This is a genomic window from Capnocytophaga canis (assembly GCF_000827555.1).
Lineage (GTDB): Bacteria > Bacteroidota > Bacteroidia > Flavobacteriales > Flavobacteriaceae > Capnocytophaga > Capnocytophaga canis.
On the sequence record NZ_CDOI01000195.1, the window covers coordinates 41,365 to 66,592 of the forward strand.

Genomic DNA, 25,228 nt, shown 5'->3' on the forward strand with positions numbered 1-25,228 from the left:
AGATATTCAGAAAAAAATATACATTTAGAACAAAAGAAGTCGTAATTTTGAATACATGACTACGCCTCATAACAAAGAAGAAAATTTTTTAGAACCATACTATAAAGCCTATTAGTTTTATTTTCACTCGGGAAGAAAACTTGTAAATAAGTTTCTTTAAAACGCTGTTTTTTTAAATAATTTTTATACTTTTGTTGCGAAAACCGTGTGTTTTAAAGAGGAAGAATCCTAATTCTTCGGTTCTTTTTCTTTGTATAAAATTAATAGTCAATTAATTATATAAATAAAGGTGAAATTTACAGCTTTACAAATAGCCAATATACTGAACGGGGAGGTTGAAGGAAATCCGAATGTTGAAGTTTATAAACTTGCAAAAATTGAAGAAGGCGAGGAGGGGAGTATCACTTTTTTGGCAAATCCAAAATACAAACACCACATATATACTACCAAAGCATCTATTGCTATAGTTAATAAATCGTTTTACCCAGATAGTCCACTTGAAGTGACGCTGGTGAAAGTAGAGGATGCCTATTCCGCTTTTTCAAAATTATTGGAATATTACAACCAAATTAAACTTAACAAAGTGGGCATTGAAAATCCTTCATTCATTTCATCATCAGCAATTTTGGGAGAAAATATTTATGTAGGTGCGTTTGTTTATATTGGGGAAAATGTACAAATTGGAAACAATGTAAAAATATATCCTAACACCTATATTGGTGATAATGTAACTATTGATGATAATACCACTATTTTTGCTGGTTGTAAAATCTACTCAGAAACAGTTATTGGAAAGCATTGCACTCTACACGCCGGAGTGGTTTTGGGTGCTGATGGATTCGGATTTGCCCCTGTTCAAGAAGGATTCTACAACAAAGTACCACAGATAGGTAATGTTATCATTAAAGACTATGTTGATATTGGTGCAGGAGCAACAGTTGATAGAGCTACTTTAGGATCTACTGTTATTGGAAAAGGAGTAAAAATAGATAATTTAGTGCAAATCGCTCATAATGTTGAGATTGGAAAGAACACAGTCATAGCCGCGCAAACAGGGGTAGCAGGGTCAACCAAGATAGGGGAGAGTTGCATGATTGGCGGACAAGTGGGCATTGCTGGGCATTTGACTATAGGAAATCACGTAAAAATTCAAGCTCAAACAGGAATTGGTCGTAATGTTAAGGATGAGGAAACCTTACAAGGAACCCCCGCGTTGAGCTATGCGGAGTACAATAAAGCGTACGTGGTTTTCCGAAAACTCCCCGATATTTTAAAAAAAATAGAACAACTAGAAAGTAAAATTAAATAAGACATAAAGAAAGTATGGTAAACCAAAATACTTTATCTAAGGAAGTTTTTTTAGAAGGAGTTGGATTGCATACAGGGCAAAACGTAAAAATGACGTTAAAACCTGCTCCTATTGATAATGGATTTACGTTTGTTCGTGTTGATTTGGAAGGAAATCCTGTCATTGAAGCCGATGTAAATTACGTAACCAATACCGAAAGAGGTACTGTTTTAGAGAAAAAAGGTGTACGCATTCAAACCTGTGAACACGTTTTAGCAGCCTTAGTAGGGATGGATTTGGATAATGTTATCATTGAGCTAAACGCTTCTGAACCCCCTATTATGGACGGTTCGTCTCGTCTTTTTGTGGAAGCCATTGAAAAAGCGGGTATTGAAGCTCAAGATGCTCCTCGCCAGGAATATGTTGTCAAAGAAGTTATTTCATACGTAAATGAAGAAACAGGAAGTGAAATAACCTTAATTCCTGCCGATGAATATCAGGTTACAACCATGGTTGATTTCGGTACAAAAATTTTGGGAACCCAGAACGCTTATTTGTATCGATTGTCTGAATTTAAAGATACTATCGCTAATGCACGTACTTTCAGTTTCTTGCACGAATTGGAGATGCTTATTGATCACGGGCTTATCAAAGGTGGTGATTTGAACAATGCCATTGTGTATGTAGACAAAGAGATTTCAGAAGAGACCATCGAAAAGTTGAAAAAGGTTTTTAATAGAGAGGACATTTCTGTGACTCCAAATGGAATCTTGAACAATTTAACCTTGCACTATTCCAATGAAGCAGCACGTCACAAACTATTAGATGTTATTGGTGATTTAGCTTTGGTTGGGACACGCATCCGAGGAAAAGTTATAGCTACTAAGCCAGGACACTTTACGAACACACAGTTTGCAAAGAAAATGTCCAAAATTATCAAAAATGAACGTAGAAACAATGTTCCTACAATTGATATCAACCAACCTCCTTTACTGAATATCAATGATATATCAAAATTATTACCACATCGTCCTCCGTTTTTATTGGTCGATAAAATTTATGAACTTTCAGATAAGCACGTAGTTGGTTTGAAAAATGTAACAATGAATGAACCTTTTTTTGTAGGGCATTTCCCTGGAGCTCCTGTCATGCCAGGAGTATTGCAAATTGAGGCAATGGCTCAAGCTGGAGGGGTCTTAATTCTGAGTACTGTGCCAGATCCTGAAAATTACTTAACTTATTTTATGAAAATTGACAATGTGAAGTTCAAAATACAAGTAATGCCAGGAGATACCTTAATTTTCAAGTTGGAATTGCTTACCCCAATCCGAAGAGGTATTTGTCATATGCAAGGATATGCTTATGTAAATGGAAAATTAGCGACCGAAGCAGAGCTGATGGCTCAAATTGTTAAAGTTAAAGAATCTTAATCTCAAAGCGATGAATCAACCCTTAGCATACGTACATCCAGGGGCAAAAATAGCTCAAAATGTTGTTATAGAACCTTTTACGACTATTCATAATAACGTAGAAATTGGTGAAGGTACTTGGATAGGTTCAAATGTAACCATTATGGAAGGAGCTCGTATCGGAAAAAACTGTTCGATCTTTCCTGGTGCTGTAATTTCGGCTATCCCACAAGATAAAAAATTTCAGAATGAAGAAACTGTAGCCATCATCGGTGATGGGACTACCATCCGCGAATGTGTGACTATCAATCGAGGAACTTCTGATAAAATGAAAACAGTGGTAGGTGAAAATTGTTGGATTATGGCATACAGCCATATTGCTCATGACTGTTTTGTAGGAAATCATTGCATTTTTTCAAATAACACAACATTGGCTGGACACACTACTGTTGGCGATTTTGTGGTTTTGGCAGGTATGGTAGCTGTTCAACAATTTGCAAACATCGGTAATCATGCTTTTGTAACAGGAGGGTCGTTAGTTCGAAAGGATGTACCTCCATACGTGAAGGCAGCTCGTGAACCGTTGTCCTATGTTGGTATTAATTCAGTAGGGCTACACAGACGAGGATTTACCGCTGAAAAAATACGTGAAATCCAAAATATTTACCGAATTATCTTCCAAAAAAAATACAACATCGGACAAGCCTTATCCATCGTGGAAGCTGAAATGGAGGCTACTCCTGAACGAGATGAAATTTTAGATTTTATCCGAAATTCATCACGAGGGATTATGAAAGGATACATGGGAGTATCAACACTTTAAAAAATATTAAAAATTTATAGAAACAAGAACTAAAATAAATGGCAACAACAGCAGACATCAAAAAAGGATTGTGCATTCGTTTCAATCATGACATTTACAAAATCATTGAATTTTTACATGTTAAACCTGGAAAAGGACCAGCTTTTGTTCGTACGAAATTGAAAAGCGTTACTACGGGAAAAATTTTGGATAACACCTTTTCAGCAGGACACAAAATTGAAGATGTACGTGTTGAGACACGTTCATTCCAATATCTGTATGAGGAGGGAGATAATTTTGTGTTTATGAACACCGAAGATTACAACCAAGTACATATTCGAAAAGACATGTTAGAAAGCCCTGATTTGTTGAAAGAAGGTGAAATTGTAATGATTATTTTTAATGCTGAGGATGAATCTCCATTGTCAGTAGAAATGCCTGCAAACGTAATTCTTACAGTGACTCATGTAGAACCGGGTGTAAAAGGAAATACAGCAACAAACGCGACAAAACCAGCTACAGTTGAAACAGGAGCTATCGTAAACGTACCTCTTTTTATTAATGAGGGTGACCGTATTAAGGTAGAGACCGAAAAAGGTACGTATGTTGAACGTATGAAAGATTAAATACCTAAAATCGTCTATAAGATAAAGCTATCCAAAAAGGGTAGCTTTTTTATTTCTCTTCAAATATATCAATTCATTCCCGCTTCAAAATAAATTTCGGGATGTCTTGATGTATTTCATAAAAAATTGTATTTTTGTGGCTAATTTTACATTAGTTATTTATCGTAAAAATACAAGATATGAGAAAAAAAATTGTAGCAGGAAATTGGAAAATGAACAATGACCTGAAAAAATCAACAGAATTAATCGCTGATTTATTAAAAAAATTACCTAAAACAGAAGCAGAAGTGATGGTAGCTCCTACTTTTGTGAATTTAATTCCCGCAACTGAAGCAGCAAAAGGAACTGCTGTTGAAGTGATTGCTCAAAATATGCATTTTGCTGAAAACGGAGCTTACACAGGTGAAATTTCAGCTGAAATGTTAAAAAGCATAGGCGTAAAAACTGTAATTTTAGGACATTCGGAGCGTCGTGCTTATTTTAACGAAACTGACGAGTCATTGGCTAAAAAGGCAGACACAGCCTTGAAACACAATATTCGAATGGTATTTTGTATCGGAGAAGAATTAGCGGACAGAAAAGCAAATAATCATTTTAAAGTAGTTGAAAATCAGATTAAAAATGGATTATTCCATTTGTCTGCCGATGCGTGGAAAAATATCGTTTTAGCCTACGAACCTGTTTGGGCAATCGGAACGGGTGAAACCGCTTCACCTGAACAAGCTCAGGAAATGCACGCATTTATTCGTAAGACACTCGCTGATAAATACGGAAAAGAAGTAGCCGACGGCGTTTCAATTCTTTACGGAGGTAGCGTAAAACCTGATAATGCCAAAGAAATTTTTGCAAAAGCAGACGTTGATGGCGGACTTATTGGAGGAGCGTCACTCAAAGCCGATGATTTTATTGCAATTATTAACGGAATTTAATTTTTTGAGGGAGAAGCAATTAGGTAATAGGCAATAGTTTTAAGTTAACAAGACCAAGATACAAGTGCTAAGTTTTCAAATACTTGGATTTTGGGATTTGAAATCTTAATATTTTGGAAAGCCTATTGCCTATTGCCTATTGCCTATTGCCTATTGCCTATTGCCTATTGCCTATTGCCTATTGCCTATTGCCTAAATATGTTACAAAACGATTTATTTTTAAGAGCCTTGAATGGCGAAACTGTGGAGCGTCCACCGGTTTGGATGATGCGTCAAGCGGGTAGATATTTGCCAGAATTTAGGGCTTTACGCGATAAATATGATTTCTTCACGCGTTGTCGAGTTCCTGAATTAGCTGCGGAAATCACAGTGCAACCTATTGATATTGTAGGAACTGATGCTGCTATTTTATTTTCAGATATTTTGGTTGTTCCACAAGCGATGAATATTGAAGTGGAGATGAAATCGGGGGTAGGACCTTGGCTTCCTAATCCGATTCGTTCTGCCAAAGATGTTGAAAATGTGATAGTTCCTGATATTCACGAAACTTTAGGATACGTGATGGAGGGCATCAAACTTACCAAACAAATGCTTGACAATCGTGTACCTCTCATTGGGTTTGCAGGGTCTCCTTGGACGATTTTCTGTTATGCCGTAGAAGGGAAAGGTTCACGTGACTTCAACATTGCCAAGGAGTTATGTTTTACAGATTCACAAACAGCACACAAATTGTTGCAAAAAATTACGGATACGACCATTTTGTATCTGAAAGAAAAAGTGAAAGCAGGGGTTGATGCGGTACAAATTTTCGATAGTTGGGGAGGTGTACTTTCTCCTGTTGATTATCAGGAATTTTCTTGGAAATATATCAACCAGATTGTAGAAGCGTTAGCACCACTTACTAAAGTGATTGTTTTTGGAAAAGGCTGTTGGTTTGCCCTTGCTGAAATGGCAAAATCGAAAGCTTCTGCCCTTGGTGTGGATTGGACGTGTACTCCGAAAATAGCTCGAGAACTTACGGGAGGTAAAATCACGTTGCAAGGAAATTTTGACCCTTCACGATTACTCTCTCCGCCTTCGGAAATCAAAAGAATGGTACATCAAATGATTGACGCTTTTGGAAAAGATAGGTACATCGTAAATCTAGGACACGGAATTCTGCCAAACATTCCTGTTGAAAACGCAAAAGCTTTTGTGGAGGCGGTAAAATCTTACAGAGAAAAATAGAGCAAGTTTTTCTGGGATTATGAAAAACTTAGGTAAGATATTACTTAAGAAACTTTTTTTGTAAAACATTGTTTTTCAATGTAATAATAAGATTTACAATGAAAGTACTTTTTTTGTAAATCTTGTTTTATATATATCTATTTATAAAAGTCATAAGATGAATTTAGAAAGCCCAAAAGTAGTGGTTTCCAAAAACCCTCAAGAACTGTTTACGATGTTGGAAGATCTTCGTAACTTTAAAAAATTAATGCCTGAATCTATCAGTAAATTTGAAGTTATTGATGAAAATTCATTTGTTTTTACTTTGAAAGGAATGCCTGAAATTGCTTTGCAGAAAAAAAGCAAAACACCTTATACACAAATTGTTATGGGAGCTGTAGGAGATAAAATACCTTTTACGCTGATTACTAACATTGTTCAAATAGCTGAAAATCAAAGTGAAGTTCAATTACTATTTGAAGGAAGTTTTAATCCAATGATGGCAATGATGGTCAAAAATCCGATTTCAAAATTTATTGAAACATTAGCTACTAAAATGCAGGAACTCTGATTAGAAACAATAGTATTTGACAGTATTATTAACCTAAAAATAGAACATTCCTAAATCGGATAAAGTTTGTGTATAATTTGTTATATATGAATATTTTAGATCCTAAAGTTCAAAATTTCATTCTTACTAATCAGGATATAAATATCTCAGAACTACTACTGAAAAAGCCTATCTTTGAATCTGTTACCAATAAAGAGTTAGCTCAGCAAATAGTGGGACGAAACGTGGCTTCGCGAAAATTTACTTTTTTGCTCCATGAGAATATTATTTTTCCTCCACATCTGAATTTGGAACAAGCTTCATCGCAACAAACAGCTGAATTTAAATCCTTGAATCTTAGAGGAAAACGATTTTTAGACCTCACCTGTGGGCTGGGAATTGATGCCTTTTTCCTATCAAAAAGATTTGAAGAAGTGCATTTGGTAGAACAAAATCCAGAACTTCTGTCCTTGGTTAAACACAATTGGCAAATATTAGGTAGGAATGCAAATTTTCATCTGCAAAATGCAACTGATTTTCTGGCTAAAAACCAACAAAAATATGATGTTATTTATATTGATCCCGCTCGTCGAGATATTCATAACAAGAAGAAATTTTTGCTGGAAGATCTTTCTCCCAATCTTTTGGAGTTGCAACCACAGTTGTGGAATATTTCCGATAAAATATTAGTAAAGCTCTCCCCGTTGATTGACTTGACCTATTTGATACAAACACTTCCTTTCGTGGAGCAAATAGATATTATTGCAGTAAAAAACGAAGTTAAAGAAATTTTTATCACACAAAATAGGTATAAGATAGAAGCAAAAACAGAGTGTAGATGTATAAACTTAGGCAATGAAGATCCCATTTTTACATTTTTCTTCGATGAAAAGGATGAAAAAAATGTTGCTTTCTCAAAAGTGAAGAATTTTATCTATATTCCGAATAATGCTTTGCTCAAATCGGGAGCTTTTAGTCATATAGCTGTTCATTTTGGACTAGAAAAGCTACACCCAAATACACATCTATATACATCTGATATAAAAACACCTAATTTTCCAGGTCGTAGGCTTAAATCAGAAGTAATTTCTGCAAAAAATATCGAAAAAGGAGCTAAATATAATATTATCTCCAAAAATTATCCTCTTTCAGTGGAAGAAATCAAGAAAAAATACAAAATTAAAGAAGGAGGTAATCGTTATTTAATTTTTACAGAATCTGTAGCAGGAAAAGAAATAATTTTAGGGAGATTAGAGGAAGATAACTATTGATAAGCTATAATCTCATAATGCAATAACCGTTGTTGTATATCAACTTTTTATTTCTTCTATGGTGATGAGTTTCTTAATGCTTATTTTTCTAATACGGATTCGGAGTAAAATTTCTTAGGAAAGAAATAAGATACATCGGAAAAATATTGTATCTTGCACCGATTTTTTAATATTAATTGTAACATACAGAAAATGAAAAAGTTATTTATTGTATCATTCGCTACTCTCGGATTTGTGGCGTGTGGAAAGAAGGCTGACCATGTAATTCTCTCAGGAAAAATAGATGGCTATATGGGAATGCCAGTAGAACTTATCGGTGGAACAGAACGTCATACGTTGAATGTAAAATCTGATGGAACGTTTGCCGATACTTTAACAATCAGTACGAACTACTACAATTTGTTGGTTCAACAAACGGCTATGGTTCCTTTGTATTTGCAAAAAGGAGACGAATTAGGGATTAATATCAGTCTTGAAAAAGTAACTTTCTCAGGAAAAGACACCATCATACAAGTCTTTTTACGTGAGAAAAACAAAAAAATAAATGAAACTCGACAAAATTTAGAAACAATCTTGAGTGAGGAGCTGGATGGATTCAAAACGACAGTTGCTGATATCAAAAAACAAAATGATGAATTTTTAGGAAACTATAAAGGACTTCCAAAAGAATTTGTTAAGTTGGAAGAGAAATCAAACCATTATTTTGACTTGCAATTGAAAGCATTGTACCCACGTGTTAAGTCTCAATTCAGTGGAAGACAAATTGAGATGCCTGCTGAGTTTAAAGCTGAATTAGATAAAGTAGATTACACCAACGAAACTGATTTTGAGTTGTTTGAAACATACAAAGCATTGGTTATGGAAAATTTCTTCGGGAAATACATGAACCAAGAGCCTGATTGGAAAGCTATGGCTGAAGAAATTCAAGCTGTGAAACCGGCTAAAATTAGAAGTGTGTTTGCTGAACAATTGGTTTTTGCGCTGAATCCACAAAATGGTTCTGAAACTAATGAATTCATTTACAAGGTTATAAAAGATAATGTTACCAAAGAAGATTATTTGAAACATGCTGAGCAACTTTATGCCGAATTGGAAAAATTGAAAAGTTTAAAAGCAGGAGTTATTTCTCCAAAATTTGAATACGAAAATTTTAAAGGAGGAAAGACTTCATTGGATGATTTGAAGGGGAAATTAGTCTATATCGATATTTGGGCAACTTGGTGTAAGCCTTGTCTCAATGAAATTCCTGCATTACAAGCTCTTGAGAAAGAATTTCATGGGAAAGATATTGCTTTTGTGAGCATTTCTATTGACCAAGATAAAGATAAATGGTTGGGATATATGAAAGAAAACAAATTACAAGGTATCCAATTGTATGCTGAAATGACAACAGAGGGGCAAAATTTTATACAAGATTATTCCGTTTCGTCTATCCCAAGATTCATTCTATTAGATAAAGAAGGTAAAATAATATCTGCAGACGCACCGAGACCATCATCTCCTGAAATTAAAGAATTATTGGTTAAAAACTTATAATCCAATATCATACAAAATAATAAAAACTGTCTAGAGAAGTGAAAATTTTCTGTAGACAGTTTTTTATATATCAATCTATTTTGTAACTTCTGAAGTAGTATTTTCTGAGTAAAAGTTTTCTATCGAGATCCAAAAATTTTGCTCCCCACACGAATCATGGTGCTCCCACACTCAATGGCTATTGGATAGTCATCACTCATCCCCATGGATAAAATTTCAACATTCAAAAGAGGATGTTGTTTGTTTTTTAGTACGTCAAAAACAGATTTAAGTGATTGAAATTCAGAAGCTATTTGTTTTTTATCTTCTGTAAAGGTAGCCATTCCCATGATACCTTTTATACGTATATTTTGTAATTTATCAAATGTAGGATTTTCCAAAAGGTTAAAAATTTCCTGGGGATCAAATCCAAACTTACTTTCCTCCTGAGCTATGTGAATTTGTAACAGACAATCAATAATTCTATTGTGTTTAAGTGCTTGTTTGTTAATTTCTTCGAGCAGTTTTAAGCTATCAACACCATGAATCAGGCTCACATAAGGTGCCATATATTTTACTTTGTTGCGTTGTACATGCCCGATAAAATGCCATTGTACATCTTTTGGCATAAGAGCCTCTTTTTGGGTCATTTCTTGAATTTTACTTTCCCCAAAAATACGCTGCCCAGCATCGTAGGCTATTTGCAAATCTTCAATTGGTTTGAATTTAGAGACCGCAACTAGCGTAACCCATTCAGGGATTGATTGTTGTAGTCCTTTCAGATTCTCAGCAATATTCATATCTACAATTTTTCGATGATTTGTTTGGCTATTCGCAAAGCCTCCGTACCTTGTTCTAGGGTTACAACAGGTGTAGTATTATTATTTATAGCATCGGCAAATACTTCCAATTCGTTTAGAATAGCATTATTTCCCTTAATTTCAGGGACTTCAAAATATATTTGTTTCTTTTCACCCTCTGCATTTTGCAAAATCATATCGAAATCACCTGCTATTTCGGGAGCGTCTTTCATTTTGACTACTTCGACCTTTTTCTCTAAAAAATCAACTGATATATAGGCGTCTTTCTGGAAAAATCGTGATTTTCGCATATTTTTCATTGAAATACGACTTGCCGTAAGATTTGCAACACAACCATTTTCAAATTCAATACGAGCGTTGGCTATGTCTGGTGATTGACTGATAACTAAAGCTCCACTTGCAGAAATATGTTTTACTTTTGATTGTACAATGCTTAGAATTACATCAATGTCATGAATCATTAAATCCAACACAACGGGAACATCTGTACCACGAGGGTTAAATTCAGCTAAACGATGTGCTTCAATAAACATTGGATTGTTAATGCTGTTTTTCACTGCTAAAAAAGCAGGATTGAACCGTTCTACATGCCCGACTTGACCTTTAACATTATGTTTTTTTGCCAAAGCGATAATGTGTTCCGCTTCTTCAACCGTGTTAGCTATTGGTTTTTCTATAAACAGGTGCTTACCCCTCGTAATGATTCGCTCAGCACATTCAAAATGATTCAAAGTAGGGGTAACCACATCGACCATATCACAAGATTCAATCAGCGAATCAATACTATCAAAACAGTGATAACCAAACTCTTGACTCACCTTTTGAGCGTTTTCTTTATCAGGGTCATAAAACCCCATTAATTCATATTTCTCAGATTGATTCAACAATCGTAGATGTATTTTTCCTAAATGTCCAGCTCCTAAAACTCCTGCTTTTAGTTTCATTTATTATGTTTTAAAGCTACAAAGATATAAAAAATATTAGTAAAATATTTATTGAAAATCATTAATTTTATAACAGAAGAATCGTAGATTCTCTATTTTTCTTCTTTTAATAAAGATATCCCTACTGCACAATTCAAGCATTTTTTCTCTTTGCAGTATTGGTTATATTGTTGTAATAAAATTTGAGTATCAAATGCTGAAGTTGGATATGCTCCTATATTTTCAAAATGGTCAATAATCGTATTTTTTTCAGGTTTCATTTGCCGTAGACTTTCCATAAGTTCTTCGGAAATGTCTTTACCTAAATATTTGAAGTATATATATTTAACAGGCAATATGACGTTTATCCAAATCAGTTCAATCAACGAATTGCTGATTTTCTTTTTTATTTTTTTAGACGTTTTTCCAAAGGTATAGTGCGTTTCCCAGAAAGGCGATGTTTCGACAGTAAGTACAGTTTTGAGCTGTTGTATGTCTTTAGTTTCTATTATTTTTGAGAATAATCCTTCGTTTTTTTCATATACTTGTCCCAATTGCGAAAGCCTAATGGTTGGAAAACCTTGTGGTCGGAGTTTGGAAAATTCAAGATGCAAATTATTGTTTTTCAGATTATATTTTCGTTTTAGGTAGTCATAATTAGCCAATAGTGTTTGGAAATATGTACCTTCAGTAGGTTTTGAAAGTAATTGACCTTGTCCAAAAAGTAGAGCTTCTACATACAGCGGGTTATTTTTCTCTTTCCGAATAATGGAAAAGTCAATTGTTTTCCCAATATTTAGGAAATTTTCTCCATTAACAGTCCCTCCAAAACTTTTTAGGAGCATTAAGAACAATACCTTCTCCCAATCTGAATGTGATTCTGTCAATAATTTATCAATTAAAAAGGATTTTTGCTCTAATCTTTCAACAAAAAGACGCTCATTCCATGAAAAAAAGATATATTCTTGTACTTTTTTATAGTTTTTATCACAATTTATGAATGTATGAGATTTAGAAAATAAGATTTCGTATCGTTTTACGATATTTTGATCAATAACGTGTCGAAGTTCTAAAGTAGGAATAGGACGTTGATTGCAATCAAAAACTTCCACATCATGTTCCCAAACCACATGTAGAATAACGTTTTGATAAGCAGGATCTTGCTCATGTCGATGGGCATACCAATAGGATGATTTTACGTGTAACTCCACATTTCCTGCCCATAGTTGTTCATCAATTTGTAATTGAGCATTAAAAAAATCAGCCCCTGAAAGTCTGTTTGGTGTTCCAAAAGAATGTATAACAAGATTTTGACCAGAAGTGAGCGTAGAAACTTGAGGAACTATTTTATGTTTCCAAAGGTACTGCAAAAAATCTTCTTTCATAGAGCAATCTTAATTAACAAAATCCAAGTAATTCCTAACCTAAATTATGGATCAATAAAAACATGAATTTAAGTTATTTTAAATCAGTAGATTATTTTAAATATTTAAAGTAACAGGAGTAGAGATTCAATCCTCAGAGGTTAGTTATCAAAAATTCAAAGTATCAAATCTGAAAATTTTGATTTTATCCCAAGTCCTTATTAATCAAAAGGAAGAGTTCTTCATCATTTTTATATTTGATAAAATCTCCTCCTTTTACGTACGAAATACGTCCTGTTTCTTCTGAAACGATTAATGCTGAAGCATCCGTTTTTTCCGAAATAGACACAGCCGCTCGGTGTCGTAATCCGAAATGTTTAGGCAATTTATTTTCTCCTGCTACAGGCAGAATGACACGGGTTGCTACTATAAAATTTCCCTTTATGATGATAGCACCATCATGTAAAGGACTGTTTTTAAAGAAGATACTTTCAATTATGGGTTGCGAAAATTCGATATTCATTTTATCGCCCGTCTCTCGAACGAATTCTAATGACATGTTCCGTTCCAGTACAATTAACGCTCCAGTATTGTTAGCCCCTAATTTTCGGCATACGGCAATCAATCCTTTCACATCCAATGCGGATTCTTTTTTTGTCAGACGCAAAAAGCCAAAAAACTTTTGAAATTTGTTTCGTGCTGTAATATTTGTTGAACCTATGGTAAGTAAGAATTTTCGTATTTCTTGCTGAAAAACAACAATTAGAGCAAAAACCCCCACACCAATGAATTGACCTAAAATACTACTGAGCAATTGCATCTGTAAGGCTTCCGTTATTTTCCAAATTAAATAGATGATGACAATTCCCAAAAAAATATTAATTGCCACTGTACCACGAATAAGCCGATACACATAGTAAAGTAACATCGCAACTAAAAGAATATCAATAGCATCGGCTATTGAAAAATCTAAAATCTCAAATAATTTCATATCCTTTTTACTTTCTGATTAGGTTTTTAGTAGAACCTTTTTTACCTTTCTTTATTTGACTTTATCAATATCAAGAATGGTTATTGTCTTAAAAAAAAGACCTACTTCTTGTATCTTCTGTAAAAATACAACAAAATCTTGAAACGATATACTCCCATCCATGGAAATTGTTTCACTTGGATTAGCTTTTAGTGTTTCTATAAGGTGTTTTATGTTTTTTAAATCACTTATTTCTAATACTTTATCTTGATTTTGTATTTCAGTAATTACCTCAAATTGGGTAGTAGTAAACTCTAAAAATTTATACTTATGATCATGCATATCGGCTATAGTGAAATAGTTTTTTGCATCAGGATTACTGTGAAAACTCATCGTAGCCCGTTTTTTCTGCATTGTTAACATTGTTTTTCCTACTTCAGACAGAGGTAATCGCTTATCAATGTTAAATACCCAATGGGTTGTTGAAATCATGTTCTTTCTGTTCAAGTCGGCTAATCCAGAATTTTCATTAAAAAAGATATAGATGGGTGAATAATCCGTAACCTCGGTAGGAAGTTGAGCCTGTGAAAGTTGGGGTAACTGTACGCTACGTTCGTTACACGACCAAAGTAAAAGAGCAAGTATTAAAATAATTAATCTATTCATTTTCAGATGTTTTATTAAATATATTTACACATTCTACCGCTTCCTTAACATCGTGAACTCTCAAAATAGAAGCTCCTTTCATCAGTGCTATTGTATTAACTACCGTGGTTGCATTCAAAGCCTTAGAAGAATCGACTCCCAAAAGATTATATAGCATTGATTTTCTTGAAAATCCTACCAGAATAGGTAAGTCCAACGATTGGAATAATTCCATTTTTTGTAAAACTTCGTAGTTTTGATCTAAGGTTTTTGAAAAACCGAAACCAGGATCAATGATGCAATCATTGATACCCCACAGCTGTGCTTTAGCTTTTATTTTGGAAAAATAATGAATCATTTCAGTGACAATATTTTCATAATCAGTAAATTGATTCATAGTTTGTGGAGTACCTCGCAAATGCATTGCAATGTATGGAACTTGGAATTCAGCCACAACATCCCACATCTTTTCATCCAACTGTCCTGCTGAAATGTCATTCACCATTGCCGCACCTTCAAGCAAACATTGTCGTGCGATTTCACTACGAAATGTGTCCACGGAAATCGGCAAATTTGGAAACTCTTTGACTAGACTACGAATGATTGGAACAACGCGTTGTGATTCAGTAATTTCTAAAACTTCATCCGCATTTGGACGTGAGCTATATCCACCAACATCCAAAAAGTCAGCACCATCTACCAACATTTGCGTAGCTTTTTTCAACACCTCTGTTTCTGTAATCCGACTGTTTTCATAGAATGAATCGGGTGTAGCATTCAAAATTCCCATCACTTTCGGACGTTCTAATGAAACTAAAATTCCTTTGCAATTGATTGTCATTTGTATATGTTTTCTTTTATAAATACTTTCATAACCGTCCGAAACTTTCTAAATAAAAGTTTTACTTGAGAATACTGTATATTAAAAAAATCCCGAATTTTATCAATTATAGTACCATCCAAACGAAGCAAAGGTACAAATAAACCAGTAATCGGACAAATTTTAGACCTGATTCCTCGGCAGTTCCGTATAAAAATCATTCAAATTGATTAAGGTTTTTGGAAGAATTTTGCTCTTTGAGCCAGCCCAAAGAAAAAAGAGAAAAACGATCCCAAAAAATTGTACTTACTAATGGAATTTAAGTGACATTTCTTTTTAAACATTGAAGGTATCTCGACTTATTTGAAAAAAATAATCATTAAAAAGTAAATATAATGATTCTTTCGTTAAAAATCCATAAAAAGAAGATTTAACTTAATGATTTTCATATTTTTGGTACTTTGAGATAGTAATTTAAGCAAAATAAAAAGTCAATACGAGTTCATTTTATATAATTTTATCTGATTATTGTTGTTTTGTAATATTTTTTTCTTTTTCATATTTTTGTACTATAATTTATATTATGTAAAATAGGATTTTTAAAATTAAGAAAAATCTCCTAAATTCTACCTTATGATAAACCTTGGAGATTTTAATAACGTTATTTTGAATTTCCTACTGAACTAAAGAATTTTTGGAAATTTTGCAGGATTTGACTCTCTCATGATTTCATAAATTTTTTCGAAGATGTCTTCTGCATTCGGTTTTGAAAAATAATCTCCATCACTAGCATAAGCAGGTCGATGATCTTTTGAGCAAAGAGTTTGAGGTGCAGAATCCAAATACTGATACGCATTTTGCTCTTCTAATATTTTTTGCATGATGTATGCCGAAGCTCCGCCTGGAACGTCTTCATCAATAATTAGCAAACGATTCGTTTTAGCTATGCTTTTTACAATATCATGATTCAAATCAAACGGCAATAAAGACTGAATATCAATAACTTCCGCGTCAATTCCAAATTCAGACAACTCTTCAGCAACCTGACAGACGATTCGTAATGTTGAACCATAGGAAACTATCGTAATGTCTTTTCCTTCACGTACCGTTTCTACTACTCCTACAGGAGTTTTAAATTCTGTTAAGTTACTCGGTAACTGCTCTTTAAGTCGATATCCATTCAGGCATTCGATGACTACTGCAGGTTGGTTACACTCTAATAAGGTATTATAAAAACCTGCCGCTTTGGTCATATTTCGAGGTACCAGAATATGTACGCCACGCAATAAATGCAACAGAGCTCCCATATGCGAACCTGCATGCCAAATTCCTTCCAAACGGTGTCCACGAGTTCTGACAATCAGCGGAGCCATCTGCCGACCTAAGGTTCGATAATGTACCGTAGCTAAATCATCGCTCATCGTTTGTAATCCATATAAAATATAGTCTAGGTATTGAATCTCGGCAATTGGACGTAACCCTCTCATAGCCAAACCAATACCCTGTCCAATAATGGTAGCTTCACGAATACCAGTATCAGCAACTCTCAGCTCTCCATATTTCTTTTGCAAACCTTCCAATCCTTGATTTACATCACCGATGTTTCCTGTATCTTCCCCAAAAATGAGTAAATTTGGATATTTAGCAAATAATCCGTCAAAATTTTCGCGTAGCACTACCCTAGCATCAACCAGTTCAGCATTTTCTTTGTAGATAGGTTTTACCTCTGTGACCAATGTTGGATTTTTTTCATTTTCAATATACAAATGACTGCTATATTTCGGTTGATTTTCAGCAAAATAATCATTGATCCAACTACGTAAGGTTTCTGCGTTAGTTGTCGTTTCAGTGGCAACATATCGCAATACTCTACGTGCGGCACTTGCTACATCTCGGCGTGAAATGGTAGAAATAGAGGCTAAATGGTTTTTTATGCTTTGAACAGCATCATAATTTTTAAATGATTCATTTACAGATAATTCTATAATCTCAATTAAACTGTTTCTTTCCCTGAAAATAGGATTTTGATAAGCTTCCCAAGCTCGTTTTTTCCCATCCCGAACCATTTTCTTAGCCTCAGCATCAATGGATGCTACTTCTTCTTCGGTAGCAATGCCACTCTCAACAATCCACTGACGCATTTTCAGATTACAGTCAAATTCACGTTCCCACTCCAGTCGCTCAGTACTTTTGTAACGTTCGTGCGATCCAGAGGTTGAATGTCCTTGAGGTTGTGTGAGTTCCCGAACGTGAATCAGTACAGGGACATGTTCTTCACGAGCAATTTTTCCAGCTTTTTCAAAAACTTCCAACAAAGCAGGATAATCCCATCCGTTCACAACGAAAATTTCATAACCATTGTTATTCTCATCACGCTGGAATCCTTTCAATATTTCGGAAATATTCTCTTTAGTAGTTTGATATTTAGCAGGTACCGAAATTCCATAGTTGTCATCCCAAACCGAAATTACCATAGGTACTTGCAACACCCCTGCAGCGTTGAGGGTCTCAAAAAAATGACCTTCACTGGTACTGGCATTTCCAATAGTTCCCCAAGCTACTTCATTTCCGTTGTTTGAAAATTTTTCTTTTTCTGTTTGGGGTACTTCCCTGAATATTTTTGAAGCCTGAGCTAATCCAAGTAAACGTGGCATTTGTCCAGCAGTGGGAGAAATGTCGCTACTACTATTTTTCTGTTGTAATAAATTTTTCCAATTGCCGTTTTCGTCTAAACTGTGAGTGGCAAAATGCCCTCCCATTTGCCGTCCTGCACTGGTTGGATCTGCTTCGATATCAGGATTAGCATAGAGTCCTGCAAAGAAGTTTTCAATAGTAAATGCTCCAATGGCCATCATAAAAGTTTGATCACGGTAGTAACCACTTCTGAAATCACCATCTTGGAACGCTCTAGCCATTGCCAACTGAGGTACTTCTTTTCCGTCTCCGAAAATACCAAATTTGGCCTTTCCGGTAAGGACTTCTCTCCTACCCAGAAGACTACATTCACGGCTAATTACTGCTGTTCTATAGTCTGTTAAAATATCTTCTTTCGATAAATGAATTGTTGTTTGTATTTTATTTTTTCGTGTCATAATTCTGAAAATATAGCGACCTCAAAGGTAATATAATTTTATGATATAAGCAAAGAATTTGAGGTATGCTTCATCCGTTTATCTTCTAATTCCTTGTGCATTAATCCACTCGTGATAAACTCGACTGTTAATCAGATGCTGCGAGTAGGTAGACGCAAACTTGTGAAACCCAGGTTTTTCAACATCTGCTACGAAATAGAAAAAATCATGATTTTCAGGGCTTAATACAGCTTCAATTGCTGAAATATCCGACATGGCGATAGGAGCTGGTGGCAGTCCTGCGTACTTATAGGTGTTATACGGAGAGTCGATTGTCAAATCACGATTTAACACCCTTTTTATGATAGTATCATGCTTACCAGTGTGTTCCTTGATGGCATAAATAACCGTAGGATCGGCTTGAAGGAGCATATTATTTCTTAAGCGGTTGATATAAACCCCCGCTACCCTACTCTGTTCCGATACTTGCGCTGTTTCTTTTTGCACAATCGAAGCTAAAACACTCACTTGCTTTGGCGTAAGATTTTGATTTTTAGCTTTTTCTATTCTGTCTGAATTCCAAAAACGACGGTACTCCTTGAGCATACGATCTCTAAACTGCGTAGCTGAAGTATTCCAAAAAAATTCATACGTGTTGGGTAAGTACATTCCTAACACATCTTTCGATGTAAATTCATTTTCAGTCAAAAATTGAGGATCTAAGAAAGCATTCAACAGCGAAATGCTATCCGCTTCAATTTGCTGTGCAACCCGTCCTGCTAAATTTTCTAACGTCTCTTGGTTGTTGAAAGTCAATTTTATAGGTCTATTTTTACTGCGTAATACATTGATTATGTCATTATTACTACTTCCTTTTTTGATGATATAACGACCCGCCTTGATGTTATCAACATATTTTTTCTGCTTGGCTACCTGTATAAATGATTCTATATCAGACAAATATGGATTTAGCACATGCGTAACATCGCTAAAATAAGCTCCTGTTGGAATGAATATTTCAATTTCACGCTCCTCAAAATTGGTGTTAGGAGCTAAAATAAGATTGTAAATTGAGTAGGAAAAGAAACCTAAAATAATTAAACCAATAATTGAAATAGCGATTAATATTTTCTTGAAATACATGTCGTTATATATTGAAATTTATATTCTACGTAAAAATAATATGCCACAAATTTACAAGAATATTTGGCTTTACCAAAGGTTTATTGATAAATAAAGGATATAGCATTAGGCGAACTCAAAATTTCCCCATTTAGAACGACCAATTTGGACTGCATGAAATGGTCAATATTACCGAAGATAAAATACACGATATCAGAGTATTATAGCAAAATATCTATCCGAAAATTAAAAACTTTCGGACGGGAGTGATTACAAATTAATGAAAATTGAAAATAACCACCGAAACTGATAGTTTCAAACAGTGCTAAATATGTATTTCCCTATTTATTCAATTCCAAATTTTTCAATGGCTTCTTCAATAGCATCGTAGACCTGCGTTAACTGCTGATTTGTAATAACATAGGAAGGAAATACATATACTGTATTTCCAACAGGACGCAAGATAATTCCTTTAGAAATAAAAAAATCATATAGCTGATTGCGTATACTGCCATAGTATTCATTTCCTGCATTAGTATTCACTTCAAAAGCTAAAATTACTCCCAAACTACGCCAACCGCTTGTCTTTGAGTTGCTTTTCATTTTATTTATAAACTGTTTGTGCAAATCTGATATTCGCTGTATGTTTTGGCTACAATCATTAGTTTGCAAAATTCGAATGGTTTCCAAAGCAATAGCACAACCTGTAGGATTTGCCATATAGGTATGCCCGTGAAAAAATGCTTTATTAACATCATCACTACAAAAAGCATCAAAAATAGCTTGAGTAGTTGAAGTTACTGCAAGTGGAATCGTACCTCCTGTTAAGGCTTTGGACAAACAAATGATATCTGGCTTTTCATTCAAATAATCACAGGCAAATATTTTTCCTGTTCTGCCAAATCCTGTCATTACTTCATCAGCTATTGTGATAACTTTTTCATTTTTAGCTATTTGAATTAATCTATCCAATGCTTCAGGTGCATACATTCGCATACCCGCAGCTCCTTGCACTAAAGGTTCAAAAATGAAAGCCGCAGGATTGTATTTCTTTATGACTTCAGCTAATTTTCTCTCCGAATCCTGTTCTTTTCCTTTTTCAGGAATTGGAATACGAACCACTTCAAGTAATTGATTTTTAAAAGATTCGGTAAAAAAAGAAATCCCTGAAGCTGCCATTGCTCCGAAGGTGTCACCATGAAATGCGTTTTCAAAGGCTACAATAACATGCTTTTTTTGTCCTTTGTTAAAAAAATATTGAATAGCCATCTTTATAGCTACTTCTACTGCCGTTGAACCATTATCAGAAAAGAATATTTTTTGTTGATTTTCAGGCAATAATTCAATTAGTTTTTCGGCGAGTTTTACAGCTGGTTCGTGAGTAAATCCACCAAAGAGTACATGTTCCAGTTGCGAGAGTTGTTTGAAAGCTGCCTCGGCTAAATGAGGATTAGCATGTCCGAATACATTTACCCACCAACTGGCGATAGCATCTATATATTGTTTACCGTTTTCATCCCAAAGTAAGGCATCTTTTCCTTTAACAATACCGATGGGATACATGGCTGTTTTATGTTGAGTGTAAGGATGCCATAGATGGCGTTCGTCTCGTTGTTGTAAATTCATTTTAAAAATATGTAAAATATAGGTAGCATTTTGACCTATTTATTTTCAAAAAAGTGGAATGTTGCAAAATAGGAATATTCATCCTCAGGATTCAATTGCGTTGACGGAAACTGCGGATAGTTCAAAGCATCAGCAAATCCTTGACATTCAAAGCATATTCCTGCGTTTTGTCCTGTTGATTTTCTGCCTTCTGGATGTAGCTCTGGCACGTAGTATCCTCCATAAATATGCAGTACAGGCTGATTGGTTCTTACGTCCATTCGGATGTTACTTTCTTCACATATCAACGAACCTACAACTTCATTTTCAGATACTTGACGAGGAAAAGCATTGTCTATATCTGGATGTACAGTTACTGGCTTTCTATAATCTAAATATGTATTTTCTACAAGAAGCAATTCACCAGTTGGAGAATAGTCGGGATTCAATGGCGAGTAGCGATTTCCATTGACCTGTAAAAGATGGTTCAATATATTTTTTGAATCACTATTAAAGTTAAAATACGTATGCTGTGTCAGGTTTAAAATAGTTGGTTTATCCGTTTTTCCATGATAATCCACACGAAGTTCATTATCATCGTTGAGTGAATAAGTAACGGTTACTACGACTTCGCCTGGAAAGCCTTCTTCTCCATCTGGTGAAATGTATTTTAAGACTACGAATAAATTCTGGCTATCACCAACTTCAACAATTTCCCAAACTTTACTATCGAATCCTTGAAAACCACCGTGCAATTGAGCTGCTCCATGGTTCACCGTCAACTGAAGTTCTTTACCATTAAGCGTTGTTTTTCCTCCTTTAATACGCCCTGCATTTCGTCCAATAATAGCCCCGAAATAAGGATATTCCTTGCGATAAGCCTCACTTAAGTATTCTTCAAAAGTATCAAATCCTAAGACTGTTTCTATTTTTTTTCCATTCACAGGATATTTTATAGAAGTGATGATACCTCCGTAGTTCATAATGGAGACTTCCATACCTTTACTATTCTCTAACGTGATGAGTGTTACGTTTTTACCTGCGTATGTTCCGAAAGTTTTTTTATGTATCTGTTTCATTATATTTTTTCGGACGAATGTACACCTTTTTTTGGGATTTTGCAAAGATTTTACACAAAAACATACTCCCGTCCCAAAATTAAAAACTTTCGAACGGGAGTTAGATTTTTACAAGTATAAGGCATTCTCAGGCAATTTTTATGAAAAAAGTTTAGGATAGTTGTGAGAGAAAATTAATTATCAAAATTGTACTTACTAAATAAATCTAATTCGTGTTTACATTTGTGTATATGAATATAATTCACAGTTTTTGCGTTACAATTGTAAATTAGAGTACTTGCAATAAACCTTGTTTATTACTTTTAAATGTTTGTATGTTTCAAAAAAATAGTTTACATTTGTGCCATCTTTAATTTAAAAAAGACTTTACAATGATAAACACCCCTGATTTCGTTAAAAGGTTACAAGAAATTATGGAACACTATGACCTTAATGCTTCTTCTTTAGCTGATATACTTGACATACAACGATCAAGTATTTCGCATTTATTGTCTGAACGTAATAAACCTAGTTTAGAGTTCATAATGAAGCTCATAGAGCAGTTTCCTGAAGTTAATTTTCACTGGATAACACAAGGAAAAGGTAATTTTCCTTCTAAAGAAAATTCTGTAACTAAAATTGAAGAAAAAAAGTCTATTATGCAAACAAATCTTTTTGGTGATGAACCCGAACAATCTGCTACTACTAAAAGAAAACAAAACCCACCTCAAAACGTAGTAAGAGTAAAAGAACCTGAAAGCGAAATTTCTTATCAACAGATTTCACCAATCTCCAAAGTTGTAGAAAATACATTTGTTACAAAAGTAAACAACAAAAAACAATTGAAGAAGATTATCTTTTTTTATGACGATAATAGCTTTGAGGTTTTCGAAAATTAATTTACTTTTGTAAACAAATCTTTTTTTGCACTTAAATTCATTAGGATGGTGACTATTTACTGTGCTACCTCTTTTCTCTCGTGTTATTGGTACTAAAGTCTGTAAATGTAAAAACAAATTGTAGGTGGTATTACATCAGGTCAAACACTTGATATTGACATCAATTTTTTATACTTTCCTAAATATGTCATGCTGTGATAAACACCTCACGTTTCATCTTACAAAATTCCTATTCTCAGATGATGTCTGCTCATCAGAACTGCTACAATAGGAAAATATCAAGATTAGAAATCTACTTCCCATTTTTTATTCGCTTTTTCTTTCCTAGATAACATAGTAAGAAGTTATTTTCCATACTAATTCAGCGTCCAAAAATGGTTTTTACGAACGTAAGTTTATTTTTTACCTCATAAAAATCATTTGAAATATATACTATTTTTCTTAATAAAATAAGATGAAAAAATGAAATAAATTTTTTTATATATAAAATAATGATTATAAAATACTTAAATATTAATTTATAAATTAATACTTTAATATTAGTAACAATTTATTAATATATGACATTTTGGCAGTTATTTTGATGTTTATTTTTAAATAATTGATTTACAGATATTTGAATTACATTAATACTTCTTCAAAAACATATTTTTATATATATTAAAGTTATTATTTATATATTGATATATAAATTACTTATTACCAATTATTTAAACTGTAAAATTTTACAGATATATTCGCAGTCAGCTTTATAAAATAAATCCTGAAAAAACGACTTCCATTAACGGATTTTTATTTTTTATTTTGGTCAATATTTTTTTGCTGAGGTTGTATTATCCAATGTATTTTTCATCGAAGAAGTTCTATCTAACAAGAATAATCGCTGTCCCCTACTCTTTAAAAGGAATAACAATCATACGAATTCAAATTTGTGATAAAATTTTTATGGAAAACTTTAATTATTTCTTTTTTTAGTATCTTTGCCCGATTTTTAATGATTTACAAAATGCAAATAGAAGTATTAAAATCTAAAATTCACCGAGTTACAGTTACTGGAGCTGACCTAAATTATGTAGGAAGCATCACAATCGATGAAGATTTGATGGAAGCAGCCAATATGATTGAAGGAGAGAAAGTTGCAATCGTAAACGTAAACAATGGTGAACGTTTGGAGACCTATATTATTAAAGGAAAACGAGGTTCGGGAGAGGTAATTCTTAACGGGCCTGCAGCTCGGAAGGTACAGCGAGGCGATATCATTATCATCATTTCCTACGGAATTTTAGATTTTGAGGAAGCTAAGGCCTTTAAACCTTGGATTATTTTCCCCAATGAAAAGACAAATAAAATAGAATAAATAAAACATAAAATACTGATAATGAAGTTAATAAAAACTATCCTTCCGCTATTTTTAGGTGTTTTTTTATGCTGGTATGCTTACAGCCAATTCACTGATGAGCAGCTGAATGAAATCAAAGAAAAGTTCTTAAAAGCGGATTATTTTTATATTATATTATCAGTTTTACTCGGTTTTTTGAGCAATGTCTCACGTGCTTTACGATGGGAATTATTACTCAACCCTATGGGATACAGAACTCGTAGCTATAATCGGATAATGGCAGTTTTTATCGGATATTTAGTAAACGTTACTATCCCAAGATCTGGGGAAATATCAAGAGCTTTGGTAGTAAATCGTTATGATGGTGTGCCTTTTGACAAAAGTATAGGAACCATAATTTCGGAACGAGTAGTTGATCTAATCCTATTACTATCGTTCACGTTGACTGCTTTTCTACTTCAATTTAATTTAATTAGCGAGTTTTTACTGTCGATAATTCCTTTCCAAAAATTGATTTTTCTTTTAGGAATTGTATTAGTTCTTGGAGTATTATTTTCTATATGGGTCTATAAATCAACACATTTCATTGCTTTAAAGGTACGCAATTTTGTAGCAGGACTTAAAGAAGGTATTTTTTCCATACTTAAACTACGGCGACGAGGAGCTTTTTTATTGCATACAATTTTCATTTGGACAATGTACGTTTTGATGTTCTATCTTCCGTTTCTTGCTCTACCTGAGACCTCCTACGTTAGCATAGGAACGGTACTAACATCCTTTGTAGTAGGCAGTTTTGCCATAGCTTTTACTAATGGTGGCTTTGGTTCATATCCCTTTTTTATAGCAGAAATTTTACTACTTTTTGGCATACCTTTAGTGTCAGGTACCGCTTTTGGTTGGATTGTATGGACAGCACAGTTCTTTATGACTCTCTTTTTCGGAGGAATTTCTTTTATTTTACTCCCGTTATTAAATAGATATCAAGAAGATTAGAA

22 protein-coding genes are annotated in these 25,228 nt (G+C 34.0%); 12 read left to right on the plus strand and 10 right to left on the minus strand.

Annotated features, from left to right (window positions below):
* Positions 1-289 precede the first annotated feature (289 nt).
* The 9 genes from lpxD (at position 290) to CCAND38_RS10325 (ending at position 9,617) form a co-directional block, all read left to right on the plus strand.
* Entirely contained in the window at positions 290-1,309 is a 1,020-nt protein-coding gene (gene lpxD / locus CCAND38_RS10285) for a UDP-3-O-(3-hydroxymyristoyl)glucosamine N-acyltransferase (RefSeq protein ID WP_042006592.1), read from the plus strand.
* Positions 1,310-1,323: 14 nt separating this feature from the next.
* On the plus strand, positions 1,324-2,718 hold the full coding sequence (locus CCAND38_RS10290; protein ID WP_042006591.1) for a bifunctional UDP-3-O-[3-hydroxymyristoyl] N-acetylglucosamine deacetylase/3-hydroxyacyl-ACP dehydratase: 1,395 nt from the start codon (positions 1,324-1,326) through the stop codon (positions 2,716-2,718).
* Between the two features lie 10 nt (positions 2,719-2,728).
* Positions 2,729-3,520, plus strand: coding sequence for an acyl-ACP--UDP-N-acetylglucosamine O-acyltransferase (lpxA, locus tag CCAND38_RS10295; RefSeq protein WP_042006642.1), 792 nt, complete (start codon positions 2,729-2,731; stop codon positions 3,518-3,520).
* 38 nt (positions 3,521-3,558) lie between these two features.
* On the plus strand, positions 3,559-4,125 hold the full coding sequence (gene efp / locus CCAND38_RS10300; protein WP_042006589.1) for an elongation factor P: 567 nt from the start codon (positions 3,559-3,561) through the stop codon (positions 4,123-4,125).
* A gap of 179 nt (positions 4,126-4,304) precedes the next feature.
* The gene (gene tpiA / locus CCAND38_RS10305) at positions 4,305-5,054 is read left to right on the plus strand and encodes a triose-phosphate isomerase (protein WP_042345242.1); all 750 of its coding nucleotides are present in this window, start codon (positions 4,305-4,307) and stop codon (positions 5,052-5,054) included.
* Between the two features lie 198 nt (positions 5,055-5,252).
* A complete protein-coding gene (gene hemE, locus CCAND38_RS10310; protein ID WP_042345244.1) occupies positions 5,253-6,281 on the plus strand; it encodes a uroporphyrinogen decarboxylase in 1,029 nt (342 codons plus the stop codon).
* 157 nt (positions 6,282-6,438) lie between these two features.
* Positions 6,439-6,831 carry a hypothetical protein gene (locus CCAND38_RS10315; RefSeq protein ID WP_042345246.1) on the plus strand — a complete coding sequence of 131 codons (393 nt, stop codon included), beginning with the start codon at positions 6,439-6,441 and terminating at the stop codon, positions 6,829-6,831.
* An 86-nt stretch (positions 6,832-6,917) separates the two neighbouring features.
* The gene (locus CCAND38_RS10320) at positions 6,918-8,081 is read left to right on the plus strand and encodes a class I SAM-dependent methyltransferase (RefSeq protein ID WP_042345248.1); all 1,164 of its coding nucleotides are present in this window, start codon (positions 6,918-6,920) and stop codon (positions 8,079-8,081) included.
* 192 nt (positions 8,082-8,273) lie between these two features.
* Entirely contained in the window at positions 8,274-9,617 is a 1,344-nt protein-coding gene (locus CCAND38_RS10325) for a TlpA family protein disulfide reductase (RefSeq protein WP_042345250.1), read from the plus strand.
* A 119-nt stretch (positions 9,618-9,736) separates the two neighbouring features.
* Here the strand turns inward: CCAND38_RS10325 and CCAND38_RS10330 are convergent, their stop codons facing one another.
* The 10 genes from CCAND38_RS10330 to CCAND38_RS10375 form a co-directional block, all read right to left on the minus strand.
* Complete coding sequence (locus CCAND38_RS10330) at positions 9,737-10,396, minus strand: YggS family pyridoxal phosphate-dependent enzyme (protein WP_042345251.1); 660 nt, start codon at positions 10,394-10,396, stop codon at positions 9,737-9,739.
* Between the two features lie 2 nt (positions 10,397-10,398).
* The gene (locus CCAND38_RS10335; protein ID WP_042006576.1) at positions 10,399-11,361 is read right to left on the minus strand and encodes a Gfo/Idh/MocA family protein; all 963 of its coding nucleotides are present in this window, start codon (positions 11,359-11,361) and stop codon (positions 10,399-10,401) included.
* Between the two features lie 92 nt (positions 11,362-11,453).
* Positions 11,454-12,725 carry a DUF2851 family protein gene (locus CCAND38_RS10340; protein ID WP_042345253.1) on the minus strand — a complete coding sequence of 424 codons (1,272 nt, stop codon included), beginning with the start codon at positions 12,723-12,725 and terminating at the stop codon, positions 11,454-11,456.
* Positions 12,726-12,909: 184 nt separating this feature from the next.
* Complete coding sequence (locus CCAND38_RS10345; RefSeq protein ID WP_042006574.1) at positions 12,910-13,695, minus strand: diadenylate cyclase; 786 nt, start codon at positions 13,693-13,695, stop codon at positions 12,910-12,912.
* Between the two features lie 51 nt (positions 13,696-13,746).
* A complete protein-coding gene (locus CCAND38_RS11415) occupies positions 13,747-14,340 on the minus strand; it encodes a hypothetical protein (RefSeq protein WP_052458238.1) in 594 nt (197 codons plus the stop codon).
* Complete coding sequence (folP, locus tag CCAND38_RS10355) at positions 14,333-15,160, minus strand: dihydropteroate synthase (RefSeq protein ID WP_042345256.1); 828 nt, start codon at positions 15,158-15,160, stop codon at positions 14,333-14,335. The genes CCAND38_RS11415 and folP overlap by 8 nt, the downstream gene beginning before the upstream one ends.
* 662 nt (positions 15,161-15,822) lie before the next feature.
* Complete coding sequence (locus tag CCAND38_RS10360) at positions 15,823-18,231, minus strand: alpha-ketoacid dehydrogenase subunit alpha/beta (RefSeq protein WP_042345258.1); 2,409 nt, start codon at positions 18,229-18,231, stop codon at positions 15,823-15,825.
* A 78-nt stretch (positions 18,232-18,309) separates the two neighbouring features.
* Positions 18,310-19,353: an endolytic transglycosylase MltG gene (gene mltG, locus CCAND38_RS10365; protein ID WP_042345260.1), complete on the minus strand. Its 1,044-nt coding sequence runs from the start codon at positions 19,351-19,353 to the stop codon at positions 18,310-18,312.
* Positions 19,354-19,677: 324 nt separating this feature from the next.
* Positions 19,678-20,958 (minus strand): adenosylmethionine--8-amino-7-oxononanoate transaminase, encoded by a 1,281-nt coding sequence (gene bioA / locus CCAND38_RS10370; protein ID WP_042345262.1) that lies wholly within the window; start codon positions 20,956-20,958, stop codon positions 19,678-19,680.
* A 35-nt stretch (positions 20,959-20,993) separates the two neighbouring features.
* Positions 20,994-22,019 carry an aldose epimerase family protein gene (locus CCAND38_RS10375; RefSeq protein ID WP_420896113.1) on the minus strand — a complete coding sequence of 342 codons (1,026 nt, stop codon included), beginning with the start codon at positions 22,017-22,019 and terminating at the stop codon, positions 20,994-20,996.
* Positions 22,020-22,387: 368 nt separating this feature from the next.
* On the opposite strand from CCAND38_RS10375, the gene CCAND38_RS10380 reads away from it, so the two are divergent.
* The 3 genes from CCAND38_RS10380 (at position 22,388) to CCAND38_RS10390 (ending at position 25,226) form a co-directional block, all read left to right on the plus strand.
* Positions 22,388-22,894 (plus strand): helix-turn-helix domain-containing protein, encoded by a 507-nt coding sequence (locus CCAND38_RS10380; protein WP_042006528.1) that lies wholly within the window; start codon positions 22,388-22,390, stop codon positions 22,892-22,894.
* 1,006 nt (positions 22,895-23,900) lie between these two features.
* A complete protein-coding gene (gene panD, locus CCAND38_RS10385; protein WP_042345342.1) occupies positions 23,901-24,251 on the plus strand; it encodes an aspartate 1-decarboxylase in 351 nt (116 codons plus the stop codon).
* An 18-nt stretch (positions 24,252-24,269) separates the two neighbouring features.
* Positions 24,270-25,226 carry a lysylphosphatidylglycerol synthase transmembrane domain-containing protein gene (locus tag CCAND38_RS10390; protein ID WP_042345267.1) on the plus strand — a complete coding sequence of 319 codons (957 nt, stop codon included), beginning with the start codon at positions 24,270-24,272 and terminating at the stop codon, positions 25,224-25,226.
* The last annotated feature ends 2 nt before the right edge of the window (positions 25,227-25,228 follow it).

Excerpts from the sequence above, each read along its gene's own strand:
- CCAND38_RS10290 (WP_042006591.1), top strand. The coding sequence starts at position 1,324 with ATGGTAAACCAAAATACTTTATCTAAGGAAGTTTTTTTAGAAGGAGTT.
- lpxA (WP_042006642.1), top strand. The coding sequence starts at position 2,729 with ATGAATCAACCCTTAGCATACGTACATCCAGGGGCAAAAATAGCTCAA.
- efp (WP_042006589.1), top strand. The coding sequence starts at position 3,559 with ATGGCAACAACAGCAGACATCAAAAAAGGATTGTGCATTCGTTTCAAT.
- tpiA (WP_042345242.1), top strand. The coding sequence starts at position 4,305 with ATGAGAAAAAAAATTGTAGCAGGAAATTGGAAAATGAACAATGACCTG.
- hemE (WP_042345244.1), top strand. The coding sequence starts at position 5,253 with ATGTTACAAAACGATTTATTTTTAAGAGCCTTGAATGGCGAAACTGTG.
- CCAND38_RS10315 (WP_042345246.1), top strand. The coding sequence starts at position 6,439 with ATGAATTTAGAAAGCCCAAAAGTAGTGGTTTCCAAAAACCCTCAAGAA.
- CCAND38_RS10320 (WP_042345248.1), top strand. The coding sequence starts at position 6,918 with ATGAATATTTTAGATCCTAAAGTTCAAAATTTCATTCTTACTAATCAG.
- CCAND38_RS10325 (WP_042345250.1), top strand. The coding sequence starts at position 8,274 with ATGAAAAAGTTATTTATTGTATCATTCGCTACTCTCGGATTTGTGGCG.
- CCAND38_RS10330 (WP_042345251.1), bottom strand. The coding sequence starts at position 10,396 with ATGAATATTGCTGAGAATCTGAAAGGACTACAACAATCAATCCCTGAA.
- CCAND38_RS10335 (WP_042006576.1), bottom strand. The coding sequence starts at position 11,361 with ATGAAACTAAAAGCAGGAGTTTTAGGAGCTGGACATTTAGGAAAAATA.
- CCAND38_RS10340 (WP_042345253.1), bottom strand. The coding sequence starts at position 12,725 with ATGAAAGAAGATTTTTTGCAGTACCTTTGGAAACATAAAATAGTTCCT.
- CCAND38_RS10345 (WP_042006574.1), bottom strand. The coding sequence starts at position 13,695 with ATGAAATTATTTGAGATTTTAGATTTTTCAATAGCCGATGCTATTGAT.
- CCAND38_RS11415 (WP_052458238.1), bottom strand. The coding sequence starts at position 14,340 with ATGAATAGATTAATTATTTTAATACTTGCTCTTTTACTTTGGTCGTGT.
- folP (WP_042345256.1), bottom strand. The coding sequence starts at position 15,160 with ATGACAATCAATTGCAAAGGAATTTTAGTTTCATTAGAACGTCCGAAA.
- CCAND38_RS10360 (WP_042345258.1), bottom strand. The coding sequence starts at position 18,231 with ATGACACGAAAAAATAAAATACAAACAACAATTCATTTATCGAAAGAA.
- mltG (WP_042345260.1), bottom strand. The coding sequence starts at position 19,353 with ATGTATTTCAAGAAAATATTAATCGCTATTTCAATTATTGGTTTAATT.
- bioA (WP_042345262.1), bottom strand. The coding sequence starts at position 20,958 with ATGAATTTACAACAACGAGACGAACGCCATCTATGGCATCCTTACACT.
- CCAND38_RS10380 (WP_042006528.1), top strand. The coding sequence starts at position 22,388 with ATGATAAACACCCCTGATTTCGTTAAAAGGTTACAAGAAATTATGGAA.
- panD (WP_042345342.1), top strand. The coding sequence starts at position 23,901 with ATGCAAATAGAAGTATTAAAATCTAAAATTCACCGAGTTACAGTTACT.